The organism is Deinococcus cellulosilyticus NBRC 106333 = KACC 11606, from assembly GCF_007990775.1.
GTDB lineage: Bacteria > Deinococcota > Deinococci > Deinococcales > Deinococcaceae > Deinococcus_C > Deinococcus_C cellulosilyticus.
On record NZ_BJXB01000009.1, the window covers coordinates 113,548 to 129,594 of the forward strand.

The following is a 16,047-nucleotide window of genomic DNA, read 5'->3' on the forward strand; positions in this document are numbered from 1 at the left end:
CTCCCCTGACCCCTCTGGCGTTACTTGATGATGCCTTTGCTCTTCAGGAAGGCTGCTGCCACATCACGGGCAGGCTTCCCTTCTACGGCAATCTGGGCGTTCAGTTTCTGGATGCCCGACTGGTTCAGCGTCCTGAAAGCCTTGTTGAGCAAAGTCTGGATTTTGGGGTTGGCCTTCAGCACTTCTGTGCGGATGATGGGTGCTGGCTGGTACACCGGCTGGGCATTTTTGGGGTCTTTGAGCACCACCAGATCCAGCGCAGCAATGGTCCCGTCGGTGCCGTAGGCCATCGCTGCATTCACACCGTTCTGCCCACTTGCTGCAGCCTGCTGGGTTTGCAGAGGGGTGGCTCCGGCCAGCAGCAGCTTCTGGTCTGCTTTCAATTTGAAGCCATAGGTGTTTTCAAAGAGCTGGAATGCGTCAGGACGGTTGAAGAACTCCGGGCTCCCGGCCACCTTGAGGTTGCCGCCTTTGTTCAGGTAGCCTGCCAGATCGGCATAACTGGAAAGTTTATTGGCCCTGGCAAACTTGGCAGGGAGGGCCAGTGCCCAGGTGTTGTTCACGTTGGCAGGATTCAGCCAGGTGATGCCGTTTCTGGCATCCAGGTCTTTTGCCAGCTTGTGAATCACTTTGGGATTCTGTGCATTCTCGCTGCTGATTTTGGCTTCCGGGAAGAGGTAGACGGCATTTCCGGTGTACTCGGGGTAAACGTCAATTTCTCCAGACAGGATGGCTTTACGGGCCACTCCGGTGTCCCCGAGGCTGGTTTTGTCGGTGACGTCAAATCCGGCGTCTTTCAGGGTCAGCAGGATGATCTGCCCCAGAAGTTGTGCTTCGGGGTCCAGCTTGCTCGCCACAACAATCGGTTTGGCAGAAGCCTGTGCGGCAAGGGCAAAAGCGGCAATCAGTAAAACACTTTTCTTCATGATTCTCCTCCAGCAGGACAGATACGGCTCAGAACAAAATGGGGTTCAACGTTTGAGTGAGGTGCGAATGGCCAGCCAGGGTCGGTCCGCACTGAAGTCATAATACTTGGTGCTGACCAGTTGCAATGTTCCCTGAATTCCACCTTTCAGGAGGCCATTGTGCAGTCGAATCCCCTGGTAATAATGCGGTGACAGGTGCTGGGAAGCGCGCTGGTGGTGGGCGCTGTGCTGCCAGTACCCCATGTGAGACAGGTCTTTCAGGACCACCAGGTTCAGCCAGTTGAAGGGATCGAGTTGCCGTGAGCTGTAACTCAGAATGGCAGGTGAGGGTTCCTGTCTGAGCGCCTCCACCAGCTTTGCATCGATGGCACTGAGTTCCTGCCGGATGTCAGCGGGCGCATCTGGCCTCAAAATGGAACGGAATCCCACAAAGGCAAGCTCAGGGAGGTTTTGCAGGGCATGAGGATCAAAAACGTGGAGGGTGTGGGGCCACTGGCCGTGTTCCAGCCTCTCTTCATGGGTGCGTCCGGTCAGCAGGGTCCCGAGCAGGGTGTCTTGCATGTCCTGCAGGTTCGAGAGGTCCAGGGCATTGTGGGCAGGATCGGTAAAAGGACGTTCTGGAAGCTGTTCTTCGAAAGCAAGCTGTACAAATCTGGACGCGGAGGGTGAGGGGGCATGTTGGTGTTCAGACATGAAGAGCTCCGGTGTGGTGCAGCACGCTGGCCTGCGAGGCCACCTTGTGCAAAATCTGGTACTGGTCTTTGTGCGTGATCTGGTAATGGCTGAACCCTGACCGGTGCAGCAGGTCCTGACCTGCAGGGGTGAGGTGCAACTTCAGCAGGGCCTCCTGCAACACCTGACGGGATCTGGGGTCCAGGTTCCGGTGCACGGCAAGAGGTGGGGCTGGAAAGGGTCCAATGCTCTCAATGATGCGGAGTTCCTGCCTGAGCCTGGGTTGTTGCTGCATCACCCAGGAAAGCACCTGGCTGTCAATCGCAGCAGCGTCCACCTGCTGGGCACGCACCTGCTGGATGGACTGCAAGTGTGAGCCACTTGGGGTGAATCGTCCTCCAAAGGGCGCAGACTGCTGGGCAAGCCGGGACAGCGGGGCAGCAAGACCGGACAGAGAGGTCAGGTCATTGAAGGCCCAGTGTGCGTAAGCCAGATCATTCAGGTTGTCAAAAATGCTGTCTCGGTGAACAATCACGTCGCTGAAGTACACAGGCTGGCCTTTTGAGCGTTCCTGCAGGGGAACCGGCACCGCCAGAAAGTCGAGGTGGTCATGCTCCAGTCCCAGCAGGCCACAGATGAAGCCCGCCTGTGCGTTTCCGTTTCTGAGGGATTTTTCGTCGGTGGTCCACAGTTCTGCGGGCTGGTATTTCAGGTTCAGCTGGGGGTGGGTCTCGAAAAGCCTCACCAGATCCAGCAGGTGTTGCTGGTGGCCGGGTCCCAGCAGGGACACCACATCCACCGTGATGGGGCGAACCAGGGTCATGATCTTCTCCTTTCTGGGCAGGCTTTCCTGTCCCTTTTGTGCACCAATCCTAGATTAGTTTACATAAATTGTCAACTAAGCGATCTGGCCAGCAAGGGCTGTAGCCTTCAAACCAGAGCAGCACCTCAGGAAGGCCGGATTTTATGGCCATACAACGTGCTTTATGGGGTCAGCCACCTCTCCGCCGCTCCTTTTCCATTGGATCAGAATCCATCCAGGAAAATGCCGAAACTTTATTTATTTACAAAAATCATCAATAATACTGGCATTGAAGGTCCCACCCCCAAGGAGCATCCATGACCCAGAAAATTGAACCCGATGAACTGCAACACCTGCAAACCCAGCACAACCAGCCCCTGATTGTGGACGTGCGCTCCGAAGAAGAATACCTTGCTGGACATGTCCCAGGAGCCATTCACATTCCCCTTGCGGACCTGGCATCCAGGATCGGTGATTTGCCGCAGCAGACCATCGTCCCGTACTGCAACATGTTTCATCCGGGTTCCTCCAGAGGAGAACAGGCCCGGGACCTGCTGCAATCCCATGGCCTGGATGCCCGCGTGCTCGAGGGCGGGTTTCAGGGCTGGAAAAAGGCAGGGCTTCCTGTGGAAGAAGAGCTTTAAGACCATTCCGAAGTGTCTTAGGATGGGGCATGAGCGCCTCAAATGCATGGACTTCAGGCCCCACAGACAGCCTGACCGATGTTGAAGGCATCCTGGTCGGGCATCACACGGACATGGAACTGCTGTCTGGAACCACTGCTGTGCTTTTTCCGGAGGGTGCAGCGGCGAGTGTGGATGTGCGTGGGGCAGCGCCGGGCACCCGTGAAACCGACCTGTTGCAACCGGAAAACCTTGTGGAGGACATTCAGGGCCTGGTGCTCAGCGGAGGGAGTGCTTTCGGGCTGGACGCTGCTTCTGGAGTGGTGCAGTTTCTTCTGGAACAGGGTAAAGGCTTCAGGATTCATGACCACCTGCATGTGCCGATCGTTCCAGCAGCCATTCTTTTTGATCTGGAGCGTGGAGCAGCACGTGGACGTTTTCCAGACCGCAGTTTTGGATATCAGGCTGCAGCAGCGGCAACGGAAGGCCCGGTGGTTTGTGGAAGTGTGGGCGCAGGAACGGGAGCCCTGGCAGGCAGCCTGAAAGGGGGCATCGGAACGGCCAGCCTGATGCTGCCCGGAGGCATTGTGGTTTCTGCCCTGGTGGCCCTCAATTCTGCCGGAGAGGTGTACCATCCGGAAACAGGCCAGCTTTATGCAGATGCCTTTGTGCCTTCAGGCTGGTCTGTGGGCTGCATCGAGCCTCCTCCGGCAAAACGCGGTCCACAGATCGGGCAGAACACCACCCTGGCCGTGGTTGCCACCAACGCCACACTGAACAAGACCCAGCTGAAAAAAGTGGCCCAGATGGCACATGATGGCTTTGCCCGTGCCATCCATCCTGTGCATACCCTCTTTGATGGAGACACGGTTTTTGCCGTGGGCACAAAAAAGCTTGCCCTGCAGCACCCTCTGCAGTTGCATGAGGTCTCTGTGGCTGCTGCCGATGTGGTTCTGCTTGCCATTCGAAACGCTGTGCTGGAGGCAACTTCGGAAGATTTTCCCACCTTCAAGCGCCTGCTGAAAACCGGACCATAGACCCCCTGCTGTCCTGTGGAAGGGCACACCCTCATTTCTGGCGGAAGCATTTTCTCTGATGTTCTGGAAAGGACACCACATCAGAATGGTTTGAACTTGAATCAATATAGTGCTATAATTTATATAGTTTAGAGCAGCCCTCTCCTCTGTTCTTTCAAGGAGCACTGATGAGCACACATCCGAAAAAAGTCGGTTTCCTGACCTTCGGGCACTGGCAGGGTGGCAGGGGTTCTCACACCCCCACCGCCACAGAAGCCCTCACACAGACCATCGAACTTGCCGTTGAAGCGGAAAAAGCCGGTCTGGATGGTGCCTTCCTGCGGGTGCACCACTTTGCCAAACACCTCTCTGCACCCTTTCCTCTCCTGGCGGCCATGGCTGCACGCACACAGCACATTGAACTGGGCACCGCAGTGATCGACATGCGGTATGAGAACCCTCTCGGGATGGCAGAAGAAGCAGCCATCACCGACCTGATCAGTGGTGGCAGATTGCAACTGGGCCTCAGTCGCGGATCTCCCGAGCAGGCTTACAAAGGGTACGAAGCTTTCGGGTACATTCCCCAGGATGGGCAATCGGTTGCCGATTATGCCAAGGACAAAACCGAACTGTTCCGGGCAGCCATCCAGGGCAAAGGGATGGTTTCCGCAGATGCAGGAGGAAGGCCCTCCCAGGCCATGCTGCCAGTTCAGCCCCAGTCTGCCACCCTGCAAAACCGCATCTGGTGGGGTGCAGGCACCCGGAGCACTGCCGTCTGGGCAGGTGAGCAGGGCATGCACCTGATGAGCTCCACCCTGATGACCGAAGACACAGGTGTGCCCTTTGGCGAATTGCAGGCAGAACAGATTGCGCTCTTCCGAGAAGCCTGGCACAAAGCAGGCTGGGTCGGTGAACCCCGGGTGTCTGTGAGCCGCAGCATCCTGCCCATCACCTCAGACTTTGACCGTTACCTGTTTGGTGGACACGCCGACACCGATCAGGTGGGGATTCTGGACGGTGCACGTTCCCGTTTTGGTCGCAGTTATGTGGGCGAACCGGATGTCATTGCCCAGGAGTTGCAAAAAGACCCTGCTGTGCAGTCTGCAGACACCCTGCTCCTGACGGTCCCGAACCAGCTTGGGGTGGAATACAACGCCAGAATGCTGCAGACCATCGCCACGCACATTGCTCCTTCCATTGGCTGGCGTCCTGCCTCAGAAAGCACAGAAATGGTCGAAAACGCCTGAACCTTGAATCTTCTGGAAGCTCTGGGAATGCCCAGAGCTTCCCTGTTTTCACACCACTGCTGAAAATTTCCTGTTGTATACATCTTTTGACAGGATGGACCCTGACCGGAAGGTGGCTCTGTTAACATACAGCCAGCATGGGTTTGCAATCGTTTACACCTGACTTCAGCACAGAAAGCCAGCCATGAAGTTCTTCTCCACCCTCAGGGAACTCTTCCAGATTCCTGGATACCTTCAGTTCAGTGCGGCCCTGATGATGTTCGGGATTGCCTTCTCCTACATCATGCCGTACACCTCCCTGTTTGCCACCACCGAAGCCCACATGTCCAAAACCCAGCTCGGGATTTTTGTGACCTCCATGTCGGTGGCGAGCATCGTGATCAGCACCCGCCTGGCGCAACTCTCAGACCGGGCAAAGGACCGCAGATGGATCTTGCTGCTGGCCCTGCTCTCTTCTGCTGTGGGTTATCTGCTGTTCAGTGAGGTGCGGAATTTCTATGTTCTGCTGCTGATTGCCTGCACCCTGCTTGCCATTGGGTCTGCTGCTTTTCCGCAGCTGTTTGCCTTTGCTCGCATTCGGCTGCAAGAACAGCAGGTGAAGCAACCCGAACTGGCCATCAGCACCCTGAGAACCTTCTTCTCGCTGGCCTGGGTGATCGGTCCAGCCACAGGGGCACTTTTGCTTGGGGCTTTTGGTTTTCCCTGGCTGTACCGGGTGGCAGCCCTGTGCGCGATTGCTGCAGCCCTGATCGTCTACCGGTTCAAGGCCCTGAAGAGTGCACCCAGACAGGCCACTGCCAGTCAACCCCTGTCTGCTGTGCTGAAAAGCCCCACCGTGATGGCGATTTTTACAGGATTCACCCTGCTGAGTGTGGCGGGAGCCCTCAGTCAGATTGCCCTGCCGCTGAGGGTGGTGCAGGACCTGCATGGAACCAAAGGCCAGGTTGGGCTGCTGTTCAGTCTGGCAGCAGGGCTCGAAATCCCCTTCATGATTTTTTTCGGCATCATCGCCGCGAAACTCCCCAAAAGTCGCCTGATCATCGCAGCCGCAGTCCTGCAGGGGGTGTATTTTCTGGTGCTCAGTCAGGCCACCCACATCTGGCAGATCTTTCCTGCCCAGATCCTCACTGCACTGGTGATCTCTGTGACCCAGGGACTCGGTATCTCCTACTTTCAGGACCTGCTCCCAGAAGAACCGGGCATGGCCACCACACTGAATGCCAACACCAACCGCACCGGGTCCATCCTCAGTGGTCTGCTGTTTGGCACCCTGGGAAGCCTGCTGGAGAACCGTGAGCTGTTTCTGGTGTGCATGGGGATGTGCTGGCTGTGCGCCACCCTGCTGTACTTCTTCGGTCGGGAAAAGCATTTGCAGGCCTACCACAAATCCCGCAAAGTGATCGGCTGATTCCAGAGTTTCCCCACTTCCTGAGAGCACAGCTGTGACTCAAAAAGCTATTGTTGATCTAAAGAATCTTTTTTGTGGACCGTTTATGCCTGAAACGCTTGCCAGTCAATGATGGTTCAACATGCCAGAGAGACAGTAGGGCAGGTCTGGACGTGAATAGTTGACGAATCTTGTAAACCATCATAGGCTGTGGTGAGATCTGCCCCGCAGATACATTCCCATCTGACCTGATCCACACAAGAGGTGAACCATGACCACAACACCCACTGCACGTCCAAAAACCTTCAAAATTGGCGGCGAACTCGAAATCAACCGTCTGGGCTTCGGAGCCATGCGCATCACCGGACCCGGCATCTGGGGAGAGCCTGAAGATCCTGAAGCCGCAAGGCAGTTGCTCAGGCGCACCGTTGAACTGGGGGTGAACTTCATTGACACCGCAGACGCGTACGGACCCGACACCTCCGAAATCCTGATCCGTGAAGCGCTCCATCCTTATGCCGAAGGTCTGGTGATTGCCACCAAAGGGGGAAACACCCGCCAGGGTCCCAACCGCTGGGCTCCGGTGGGACGTCCGGAATACCTGCGGCAGGCCGTGGAACTGAGCCTTCGCAAACTCAAGCTGGACCGCATTGACCTGTGGCAACTGCACCGCATTGACCCCAAAGTCCCCAGAGACGAGCAGTTCGGAGTCATCAGGGAATTGCAGGACGAGGGCAAGATCCGTTTTGTGGGCCTCTCCGAAGTGACCGTGGAAGAAATCGAGGCGGCCCGCAAGATTGTGGACGTGGTGACGGTCCAGAACCTGTACAACCTCAGCAACAGACAATCTGAGGCCGTGCTGGACTACACCGCCCAGCACAACATCGGGTTCATACCGTGGTTCCCTCTGGCCACCGGCAACCTGGCCCGTGAAGGCGGCGTTCTGGATTCCATCGCCCGCAAACTGCAGGCCACCCCATCCCAGGTGGCCCTGGCATGGCTGCTGAAACGCTCACCCAACATCATTCCCATTCCTGGAACTTCAAGCATCAAGCACTTTGAAGAAAACCAGAAGGCAGCAGACCTTGAACTTTCAGATGAGGATTTTGCAGCGATTCAGAGACTGCTGGAATAAATTCAGCCAGAAAAGAGCCCACACAACCTTGTGTGGGCTCTTTTGATTGAGGATTTTACTTGATGACCAGCAAGGTGATGCTCGATGCGGGCAGGGAGGTGCTGACTTTGCCTGCGCTCAGGGTCAGGTTGGGTTTTGCCACAATGGCTTTCGGAGAGGCAGCGGTGTACTGGTACACCTTCGCATTGGTTGCCGTGACATTCCTGGTCTGCAGCACCACCGTCTGGGCCACTTCCTGCTTGTTGACCAGCATCACCGTGACCGCCTTGTCCGAGACCCGTTCTGCAGCGTAAACAGCCACCTTGCTCTGGTCTGCACTGGTGGACTGTACATAAGTGTCCCCGAACGCACCTCCCAGACCGTCGTAATTGCGGTACATGCGCATGGCGTAGGTGATGGGGGTGCGGTCAGGGTCATACCCTGCATCCCCCTGATTCAGGAAGGTCGTGCCCCAGAGCACCGCCATGTCCACCCCTTCACGGGCGAAGATGCCCAGCACATCCGCCTGGGCCACAGCCCCGTTGATGTGGTCTGGCGCACCAAAGTTGTACTCACCAATGGCCAGTCTGGTGCCGGGATAATAGGTGTTCACCCACTGCTTCATTCTGGGGATCAGGTTGACTCTGTCCGCAATCCAGCTTTCATCAGTGTAGGTGCTGTCCCAGAGGCTGCGGGTGCTGCGCAGGCGTTTGGCCCGGGCACTGGCCGAGACATCGCTGTTGTACACCCCGCTCTGTGGATAGTAATGCAGGTCCAGGTAGTCGAGCAGCCTCTTGCCATTCGTGGTCTCATAAGCCTTGAGTTTCTGGAGGTACCACGCCACGAGTTCCATGTCTCCGTGGGCTTTGCGGTCTGGACGGGTGTTCCACCAGTCTCCACCTGCTGCAGCATCCCTGGCAGAATAGAAGTAATTGGTCCAACCCCACTCTGCCGGTCCAAGCAGCTGTGCAGCAGGGTCCACAGCCTTGATCTTGCTGCCGTAGTCGATGGTCTTGTTCAGCAGTTCATCGTAACCAAGGGGCTGGGGGTGTACATCCCTGTGGGTGCTGTTCCACAACATGGGTTCGTTGTCGAGGTTGTAATACTTCACCCCACCGGCACTTGCCTTCCCAAACGTCTGGGTCAGGTGGGTGATCCAGCCCTGCACAAATGCGGAATTGACGGCCACACTGGTGTCCAGGGGGTTGTTTCCGGTGATGAAGGTTCCGTCTGGTTTCACCCCATTTCCACAATCTGGGTGCCAGGGGTCCACTGCCTGCTGTGCACCATACTTTTTCACACTGAACCCACAGGTGATGTTGCGGTCCCTGGTCACATAACCGATCATGGGCACGGTGATCAGACTGGCTGTGCCCGTGCGGCGGTCCTGCTGGACAAACAGGTCCACTGCATTCCCTTTGGGCAGGATGCCAGGATTTGAGTTGGCCACCGGATACCCCTCAAAATACCAGTCGCTGGCGGTGGCATCTGCATCCACCTTGTAATTGAAACGGCTGGTGCGGTTCCCTCCCCAGCGCCGGACGGGCAGCTTCAGGTCTTTTGCCAGGGTCTCTCCAGCAAAGCTGATTCCGTAGATGTTCGGGCTGATGGGTTTCCTGCCCAGGGCTGCATCCACATTGAGCACAAAGTCGGCAGGGGGCTGAACAGGACCTTTCTGGTAGAAGAGCACTTCATCCAGGTAAAAGGCAGGCTGGGCCTTGCCCAGGGTGTCCTGCACAGCAAGACCCGTGATCATTCCGGAGGCTCCCAGGGTGCTGGTGGGAATTTCGAGCAGGGTCCAGGTGTTTGCCGTGGCTTTGAACGTGTAGGCTTTGTCCAGCAGGACACCCCCAATCTCGAGAACCACCCGTGCGGTCTGGCCGCCGGCAGTTCCGCCATGCACCCACAGTCGCAGGGTGTCCACCTTTGTGCTGTCGATCCCGGTGTCGGTGTGCAGGTACAGGCCTGCCCAGGCACTGTTGAAGGTCACCTGCATGGCCCGTGTTCCGGCCTGCACCGGACTCGCACCGGCAAAGTTGATGGTGGTGTTCCAGGACCAGTTCTGCCAGCCTGCAGCCAGAGCATCGACATAGACAGGCCTGCTGTTGGTGAATGCAGCTGTGTCCATCCCTGGAGGGTTTTGGTGGCCTGTTGAGGGTGTGGATGAATTGCAGGCCATCAAAGCCAGGGTCAGGGGCAAGGCAATGAACAGCACCTTCAATTGCATGTTTGTCTCCTCCAGAAAAAGCTTTTGACCACAGACTATCAGGTTTCACACAACATCCCAGTGATCTCTGGTGCGAATGGCTGTTCAAACACCTCCTGATCTGCAAGAATCGGTCCATGAAGGTCAGATTCATGTCATGAAGATGTCTTTACAATGTTCATAACAGTGTTCATCACATTGGCATCGTTGCCGAGTTTCTGCAGATCCAGCTTGAAAGGTGGAGCACTCCGTGAAACCCATTCGGTCTGTGAATCCCTTTTCCAGAAATGACCAGTTGTATCAGGCACTGGTCGGCGGTTTGCGGCACTGGGTGCTGGTGCTGGACCGACAGGGGAGCATTCTGGAAGCCAGTGACAGCATCCTTCAAGATTTGCAGGTGCCGAGACAGGACCTGATCGGGGTTTCGTTCTGGTCGTCTCCCTGGTGGAAACCCGAAAGCCTGTTGCAGGTGCAGGATCGACTGAGCAAAACCCGGCTGCCCATCTCTGCACGCATGGAAGTGTGTTTGCCGCAAGGCCAGAAGGTCATGCAACATTTCATGTTCACTTCTGTGGGACGGGGAAAGACCACCACCATTGTGGTGGAAGCCTTCCCACCACAGAACGCCTTTCTGCCAGAACACCTGTTGCAAACCGCACTGAACCATCCCTCACAGGGATTTGCTTTGCTGGACGCCGAAGGGCAACTGTTGTGGGCCGGGGACAGCTTCCGCAAACTGACCGAAGGCACCGACTTTGATCCCTTTGAAGCAGAGACCTGGGAAAAGCTCACCGGACACCCTGTGATCGCTGTAAAACCTGGAACTTCACAGGAAACAGACCTCACCTTGCGGCAAGGTGAGCAACAAAGGCTGGCCCACCTGACGGTTTGTGCTCTTCAGGAACCTGCAGGTTACCTGCTGCGACTTGAGGACAGCACCGAACAACAACGGGCCCAGAAGCAACTCGAGCAACTGGAAAGCCGCCTGTCTCTTGCCCTCAAAGCAGGTGGGGTGGGCATCTGGGAATGGGACATCCACTCTGACACCCTTTACTGGGATGACCGGATGCTGGAACTGTACGGCACAAACCAGGAAGAATTTTCCGGGAAACTCGAAGGCTGGGAGAAACTGCTGCATCCAGAAGACGCCTCTGCTGCTGTGGGTTTCACCTACCGGGTGCTGATGGGATCGGTGGAACAGGACATCGAATTGCGGGTGCTGCTCCCAAATGGCCTGATCCGACATTTGCGCTGTTTCGCCGGTCTGGAGCGCAGTGCCAGTGGACAGCCCATCCGGGTGATTGGCACCACCTGGGATGTCACGCGTGAAAAACTTGTGGAATCCGGGTTCAAAGAAGCCCAGGAAATTGCACAGGTTGCCCGCTGGCGCTGGAATGTGGTGGAACAGCAATTCGAGTGGAGCGATGACCTGCGCAGGTTGTGGGGTTACCGCCCGGATGACACCCTGCCCACCGATGCGCGAATTTCAGAACTGTTCAGCACGAACAGCTGGCAGGAACTGCAAAAAGCGTCCGCACATGCGATTGAAACCCGTGAAGGTTTTGCACTCGATGTCGAATACCTGGGCAAAAAGGGCAAGAAAGGCTGGATGCACATCCGGGGTCGGGTGGCCGAAAACCGCGAAGGGCAGGTCACCCAGCTCTATGGCACCCTGCAGGACATCACCGAAAACAAACTGGCCCGCTCCCAGCTGGAAGCCCTGTCCAGCAAACTGCTGATCGCCACCGAAGCAGGGGGCATTGGCATCTGGGAGTGGGACGCAGAAACCATGTGCATGACCCTCGACCGCCGCATGGCAGAACTCTTTGATGTGAAAGCCAGCCATTTTCCGCACCAGCTGGACATCTATGCCCTGATCGAGCACCATGTGCATCCCGATGATGCTCCCTCTCTGTCTGAAACGTTCCGCAATCTGGCAGACCATCCCAGACTGGGCCATGACATCTTCCGGGCAGAGACCCGGGTGGTGGTGCAGGGACAGACCCGCATCCTGCGCCTGCATGCCCGCATCCTGCCCTCCACAAATGGCGAGGTGAGGATGCTGGGAACTGCGTGGGACATCACCTCCCAGAAGGCCACTGAAAACCTGATCAGGCATCAGGCCAATTATGATGCCCTTACCGACCTGCCGAACCGCAGGCTGTTTTACGAGCTTTTGTCACAGGAACTGAAAACGGCTGCCCGAACCTCCAAATCCTGCGCCCTGCTGGTCATTGACCTGGACCGCTTCAAGGAGATCAACGACACCTACGGCCATCCTGCAGGGGACCAGATGCTGATCGAGGTGGCCAACCGCCTGCGCATGTGCATCCGGGCGTCAGACATCATGGCCCGCCTGTCCGGAGACGAATTCGTGATCCTGCTCACCCAGCTGGATGAAGCAGCCCCCTCTGCAACCCTGGTGGCCGAGCGCATCCTGGGCATCCTGCGGCATCCTTACCGACTGTCCGGGGAACAGGTGATGCTCTCTGCAAGCATCGGCATCACGGTGTTCCCAGACGATGCGGAAGACCCCAACAAGCTGATGGTCAGCGCAGATCAGGCCATGTACAGTGCCAAAAGTGAGGGCAAGAACCGGTTCCGTTTCTTCAAGCGATCGATGCAGGACACTGCCTTCGAAAAGAGGCGCATCCACAACGACCTGGGCTTTGCCATTCGCAGGAATGAACTGGAAATGTACTACCAGCCCATTGTGGACCTTGTGACCGGTCAGGTGGTCAAGGCCGAAGCCCTGCTGCGCTGGAAGCACCCCGAAAAAGGGTTTGTCAGTCCAGGCATTTTCATTCCCATCGCAGAAGAAAGCGACCTGATCCATGCCCTGGGTGACTGGGTGTTCAAAACCGTCACCCAGCAGGTGCAGAAATGGGATGCAGCAGGCGTCCCTCCTGTTGAAGTCTCTGTGAACATCTCCGCGAAGCAGTTCATGGACCCCAGAACCATGGACCGCCTGCTGGGTTACATCTCCACGGCAGGCATCGCACCAAAACGCATCATTGTGGAGATCACAGAGAGTGTCTTTGTCCAGGAGAAGAGCGAAATCGTCTGCCAGATCAGGCAGCTTCAGGAAGCAGGCATCCGCATTGCGCTGGACGATTTCGGAACCGGATACTCCAGTCTGAATTACCTGACCCGTTTTGACACCGGGTACATCAAGATTGACCGTTCGTTCATTCAGGGCATCCACCAGACCAGCGAAGCCGCCATTGTGGACGCCATCATTGCGATGAGCCACAAACTCGGAAAAACAGTCATTGCCGAAGGGGTGGAAACCCTGGAGCAGGCCGAGTGGCTGAAAGACAAACGCTGCGATCTGGTGCAAGGGTATTATTTTGCCCGTCCTTTGCCAGCAGGTGATTTTGTCGCCTTTGTTGAAAAGTTTGCTGCACTCCCACCGGAAGGGTGAAGCAGGTCAACCCTCATCGGTGAAGCGAATGGGCAATCTGACCACGGCAGTGGTGCCCACCCCCATTTCACTTTCCAGGTGGATCTCTCCTCCGTGCCCCTCCACAATCCATTTGGCAATGGGGAGACCCAGTCCTGTCCCTCCTGGGTCTTCGCTGCGGTGGCGGGAGCGGTCTGCACGGTAAAAGCGTTCAAACACCCGGGGCAGGTCTTCTGGACCAATGCCAATTCCTGTGTCCGACACCCTGAGCTCTGCCAGTTCTCCGAGTTTGCGGAATTCCAGATTCACAGCTCCCCCTCTGGGCGTGTACTTGAGGGCATTCTCCACCAGGATCAGCACCAGCTGTCTCAGGCGGTCCGGGTCACCCAGCATCTCGACTTCATCCACCTGCAAGAGCTGCATGGTGTGGTTGGGCGAAACCCGTTCCAGATCACGCCACACATCCAGCACCACCTGATCCAGGTGGATGGTGTCCATGCGCAGGGTGGCCCCGGCATCCCCTCTGGCAAGCTGCAGCATGTCATTGACCAGACGGCCCAGACGGGTGGCTTCCCGCTGCACATCTGAGAGGATTTCTTTCTTCTCGTCTTCTGGGATGTGTGGGAAGCGCACAAAAAGGTCCAGGTTGCCCTGAATGCTGGTCAGGGGGGTTCTGAGTTCATGGGCCGCATCTGCAACAAAACGCTTCTGGGCTTCACTGAGTTCACGAAGCTTCTGTTCGCTCTGCATGAGGGCATCCTCTGCCAGCTTGCGGTCATGGATGTCGATGCAGGCCCCAATGAACCCCCTGAACTGCCCATCTGGTGAAAATCTGGGGGTTCCACGGTCCACCACCCAGCGGTACTGTCCATCATGGCGCAGCATGCGGTATTCACTTTCGAAAGGTTGCTGCAGGCGTTCCGGGTCCATGAAATTGCCCAGGAGACGTGCCCGATCTTCTGGATGCATCAGGTCCATCCACCCCGTGCCAAGGTCCTGCTCAGGAGGTCTGCCGGTAAATTCCGTCCAGCTCTGGTTGTGAAACACTGCATTGCCTTGCGGGTCGGCCATCCAGATCATCACTGGAGCCCGGTCTGCCACCAGCTGGAAGCGCCTTTCACTTTCCAGAATGGCCTGCTGGGCCTCTTTCCAGTCGGTGATGTCGATTGCGCCCCCCAGAAATTGAAGGGGTGTTCCCTGATCATCCCGCACAAAAACCGTTTCTCTGGTGTACAGCCAGCGCCAGGAGCCGTTTTTGTGCCGCATGCGGTATTCTCTGGGGAGGGTCTCCCCTGCTTCGAGGGCAAAAAGCCGCTGGTAGTGCTGCAAGGTGGCAGGGAGTTCATCCGGGTGAATCATGCTGGAGGCGGAGGTCTGGTCCAGTGCATCCATTTCGACTGGTGTGTATCCCAGAATGTTTTTCAGTTCACTGTTGAAATAAATGTTTTTGCGCTGCCGCACATCATAAACATAGATCAGGGTGGGAACGGTGTCAGCAATCCGTTGCAGAAAGTGCTGGCTCTCCCGCAGGGCCATCTCTGAATTCTTGCGGGCAGTGATGTCCTGAATGATCGAGCCCACGCCGAGGGTGCGGCCATCTCTGCTTTTCACCGGGAAGTAATTCAGCTGCCAGTGGTGACCTTTTCGGAAGCCAGGAAGGTCCTGATCGGTGAGTTCCACATCCAGGAGGGGCTCTCCGGTGGTGAGCACCTGCTGGAGCATCCTTTCAACCTTTTCGAAGGCCCCTGGGAACATTTCATTCATGGTGCGGTTCTGGTGCTCTTCGCTGGGCTGCTGGTTGTATTCTGCGGCCTTGCGGTTGACCAGTTCGATTTTCAGTTCGGTGTTCCTGAGCCCGATGCCCACCGGGGCATTGTCCAGAATGGCCTGCAATCGGGCAATGGTTTCTTCCTGCACTTGCTGCAGCTCATGTTGCTGCTTTCTGAGTTGCATGCGCTCCAGGGCATCTGCCAGCAACAGGCTGCAGGACTGCAGGATCACCTGCTCAAGCTCTGTCCAGCCCACCTCACCTGCCCTGACAAAGCCAACCGTGAATGCCTGAAAAGGCAGCGGGCACCACAGCACAGAGACGCCCGCTGCCTTTTGCAGCATCAAGCTGTCGGGTGCGTGTCTGGCAGAGAGGTGCTCTGGAACGTTTCCAGCAACTCGTTCTTCTCCGGTGTTTGACACCAGAATGCAGCCAACCAGATGGGGCAACTTCTGACGAATCTGCTGCAGCATCTGTTGCGGGGTTTCTGCTGATGCCAGTGCAGCATGCAGCGCCTGCAGCCGATCACCTTCTGGCACCTCTGGTCTGAAGATCCCCAACCAGCCTGTCTCTCCTGCTGAAGTGTGACATGGGAACAATGACAGCGTTCCAAAAAGACTGCCCAGATGAACCTGCACCTGTACAGGGTTCGTTGGTTCCCAGGTCAGAAGCGCCTGCTCCGGGAAAAGCTCACCCAGTTGCAAAACATCTGGCCCAAAACAATCCCTGAAGGCAGCGTTGACGCTCTGCAAAAGGTGACTGGTGGTGCTGATCCATGCAGGATCAGAGAGCACCTGAATCAGGTCCTCTGCGGGGAGGGCATGCAGGTGTTGCGTTGTTGAATTCTGTGAATTCAAGCCATCTCCTCTGAAGTCCCTCAGGT

11 protein-coding genes are annotated in these 16,047 nt (G+C 56.7%); 6 read left to right on the forward strand and 5 right to left on the reverse strand.

Annotated elements, in window-relative coordinates; genetic code table 11:
- Positions 1 to 20: 20 nt before the first annotated feature.
- From DC3_RS11665 to DC3_RS11675, 3 genes are read right to left on the reverse strand one after another with little or no spacing between them, the layout of a single operon-like run.
- Positions 21 to 926 (reverse strand): ABC transporter substrate-binding protein, encoded by a 906-nt coding sequence (locus DC3_RS11665; RefSeq protein WP_146884551.1) that lies wholly within the window; start codon positions 924 to 926, stop codon positions 21 to 23.
- Positions 927 to 971: 45 nt separating this feature from the next.
- The gene (locus DC3_RS11670) at positions 972 to 1,619 is read right to left on the reverse strand and encodes a hypothetical protein (RefSeq protein ID WP_146884552.1); all 648 of its coding nucleotides are present in this window, start codon (positions 1,617 to 1,619) and stop codon (positions 972 to 974) included.
- Positions 1,612 to 2,421, reverse strand: coding sequence for a PhnD/SsuA/transferrin family substrate-binding protein (locus tag DC3_RS11675; RefSeq protein WP_146884553.1), 810 nt, complete (start codon positions 2,419 to 2,421; stop codon positions 1,612 to 1,614). The genes DC3_RS11670 and DC3_RS11675 overlap by 8 nt, the downstream gene beginning before the upstream one ends.
- A gap of 296 nt (positions 2,422 to 2,717) precedes the next feature.
- On the opposite strand from DC3_RS11675, the gene DC3_RS11680 reads away from it, so the two are divergent.
- The 5 genes from DC3_RS11680 to DC3_RS11700 all read left to right on the forward strand — a co-directional run bounded on the left by DC3_RS11680 (position 2,718) and on the right by DC3_RS11700 (position 7,808).
- Positions 2,718 to 3,044, forward strand: a complete 327-nt coding sequence (locus DC3_RS11680) for a rhodanese-like domain-containing protein (RefSeq protein WP_146884554.1) — start codon at positions 2,718 to 2,720, stop codon at positions 3,042 to 3,044.
- Between the two features lie 29 nt (positions 3,045 to 3,073).
- Positions 3,074 to 4,060 carry a P1 family peptidase gene (locus DC3_RS11685; RefSeq protein WP_146884555.1) on the forward strand — a complete coding sequence of 329 codons (987 nt, stop codon included), beginning with the start codon at positions 3,074 to 3,076 and terminating at the stop codon, positions 4,058 to 4,060.
- A gap of 167 nt (positions 4,061 to 4,227) precedes the next feature.
- Positions 4,228 to 5,286: an LLM class flavin-dependent oxidoreductase gene (locus tag DC3_RS11690; protein WP_146884556.1), complete on the forward strand. Its 1,059-nt coding sequence runs from the start codon at positions 4,228 to 4,230 to the stop codon at positions 5,284 to 5,286.
- A 184-nt stretch (positions 5,287 to 5,470) separates the two neighbouring features.
- Positions 5,471 to 6,694, forward strand: a complete 1,224-nt coding sequence (locus DC3_RS11695; RefSeq protein ID WP_146884557.1) for a sugar efflux transporter — start codon at positions 5,471 to 5,473, stop codon at positions 6,692 to 6,694.
- Between the two features lie 250 nt (positions 6,695 to 6,944).
- Entirely contained in the window at positions 6,945 to 7,808 is an 864-nt protein-coding gene (locus DC3_RS11700; RefSeq protein ID WP_146884558.1) for an aldo/keto reductase, read from the forward strand.
- 55 nt (positions 7,809 to 7,863) lie between these two features.
- On the opposite strand, the gene DC3_RS11705 is transcribed toward DC3_RS11700, so the two are convergent.
- On the reverse strand, positions 7,864 to 10,014 hold the full coding sequence (locus tag DC3_RS11705) for a glycoside hydrolase family 44 protein (RefSeq protein ID WP_146884559.1): 2,151 nt from the start codon (positions 10,012 to 10,014) through the stop codon (positions 7,864 to 7,866).
- A gap of 229 nt (positions 10,015 to 10,243) precedes the next feature.
- Here DC3_RS11705 and DC3_RS11710 point away from each other — a divergent pair, with 229 nt between their 5' ends.
- The gene (locus DC3_RS11710) at positions 10,244 to 13,417 is read left to right on the forward strand and encodes a bifunctional diguanylate cyclase/phosphodiesterase (RefSeq protein WP_146884560.1); all 3,174 of its coding nucleotides are present in this window, start codon (positions 10,244 to 10,246) and stop codon (positions 13,415 to 13,417) included.
- A 6-nt stretch (positions 13,418 to 13,423) separates the two neighbouring features.
- Here DC3_RS11710 and DC3_RS11715 read toward each other — a convergent pair whose 3' ends face one another.
- Complete coding sequence (locus DC3_RS11715; protein WP_186815980.1) at positions 13,424 to 16,021, reverse strand: PAS domain S-box protein; 2,598 nt, start codon at positions 16,019 to 16,021, stop codon at positions 13,424 to 13,426.
- Between the last annotated feature and the right edge of the window lie 26 nt (positions 16,022 to 16,047).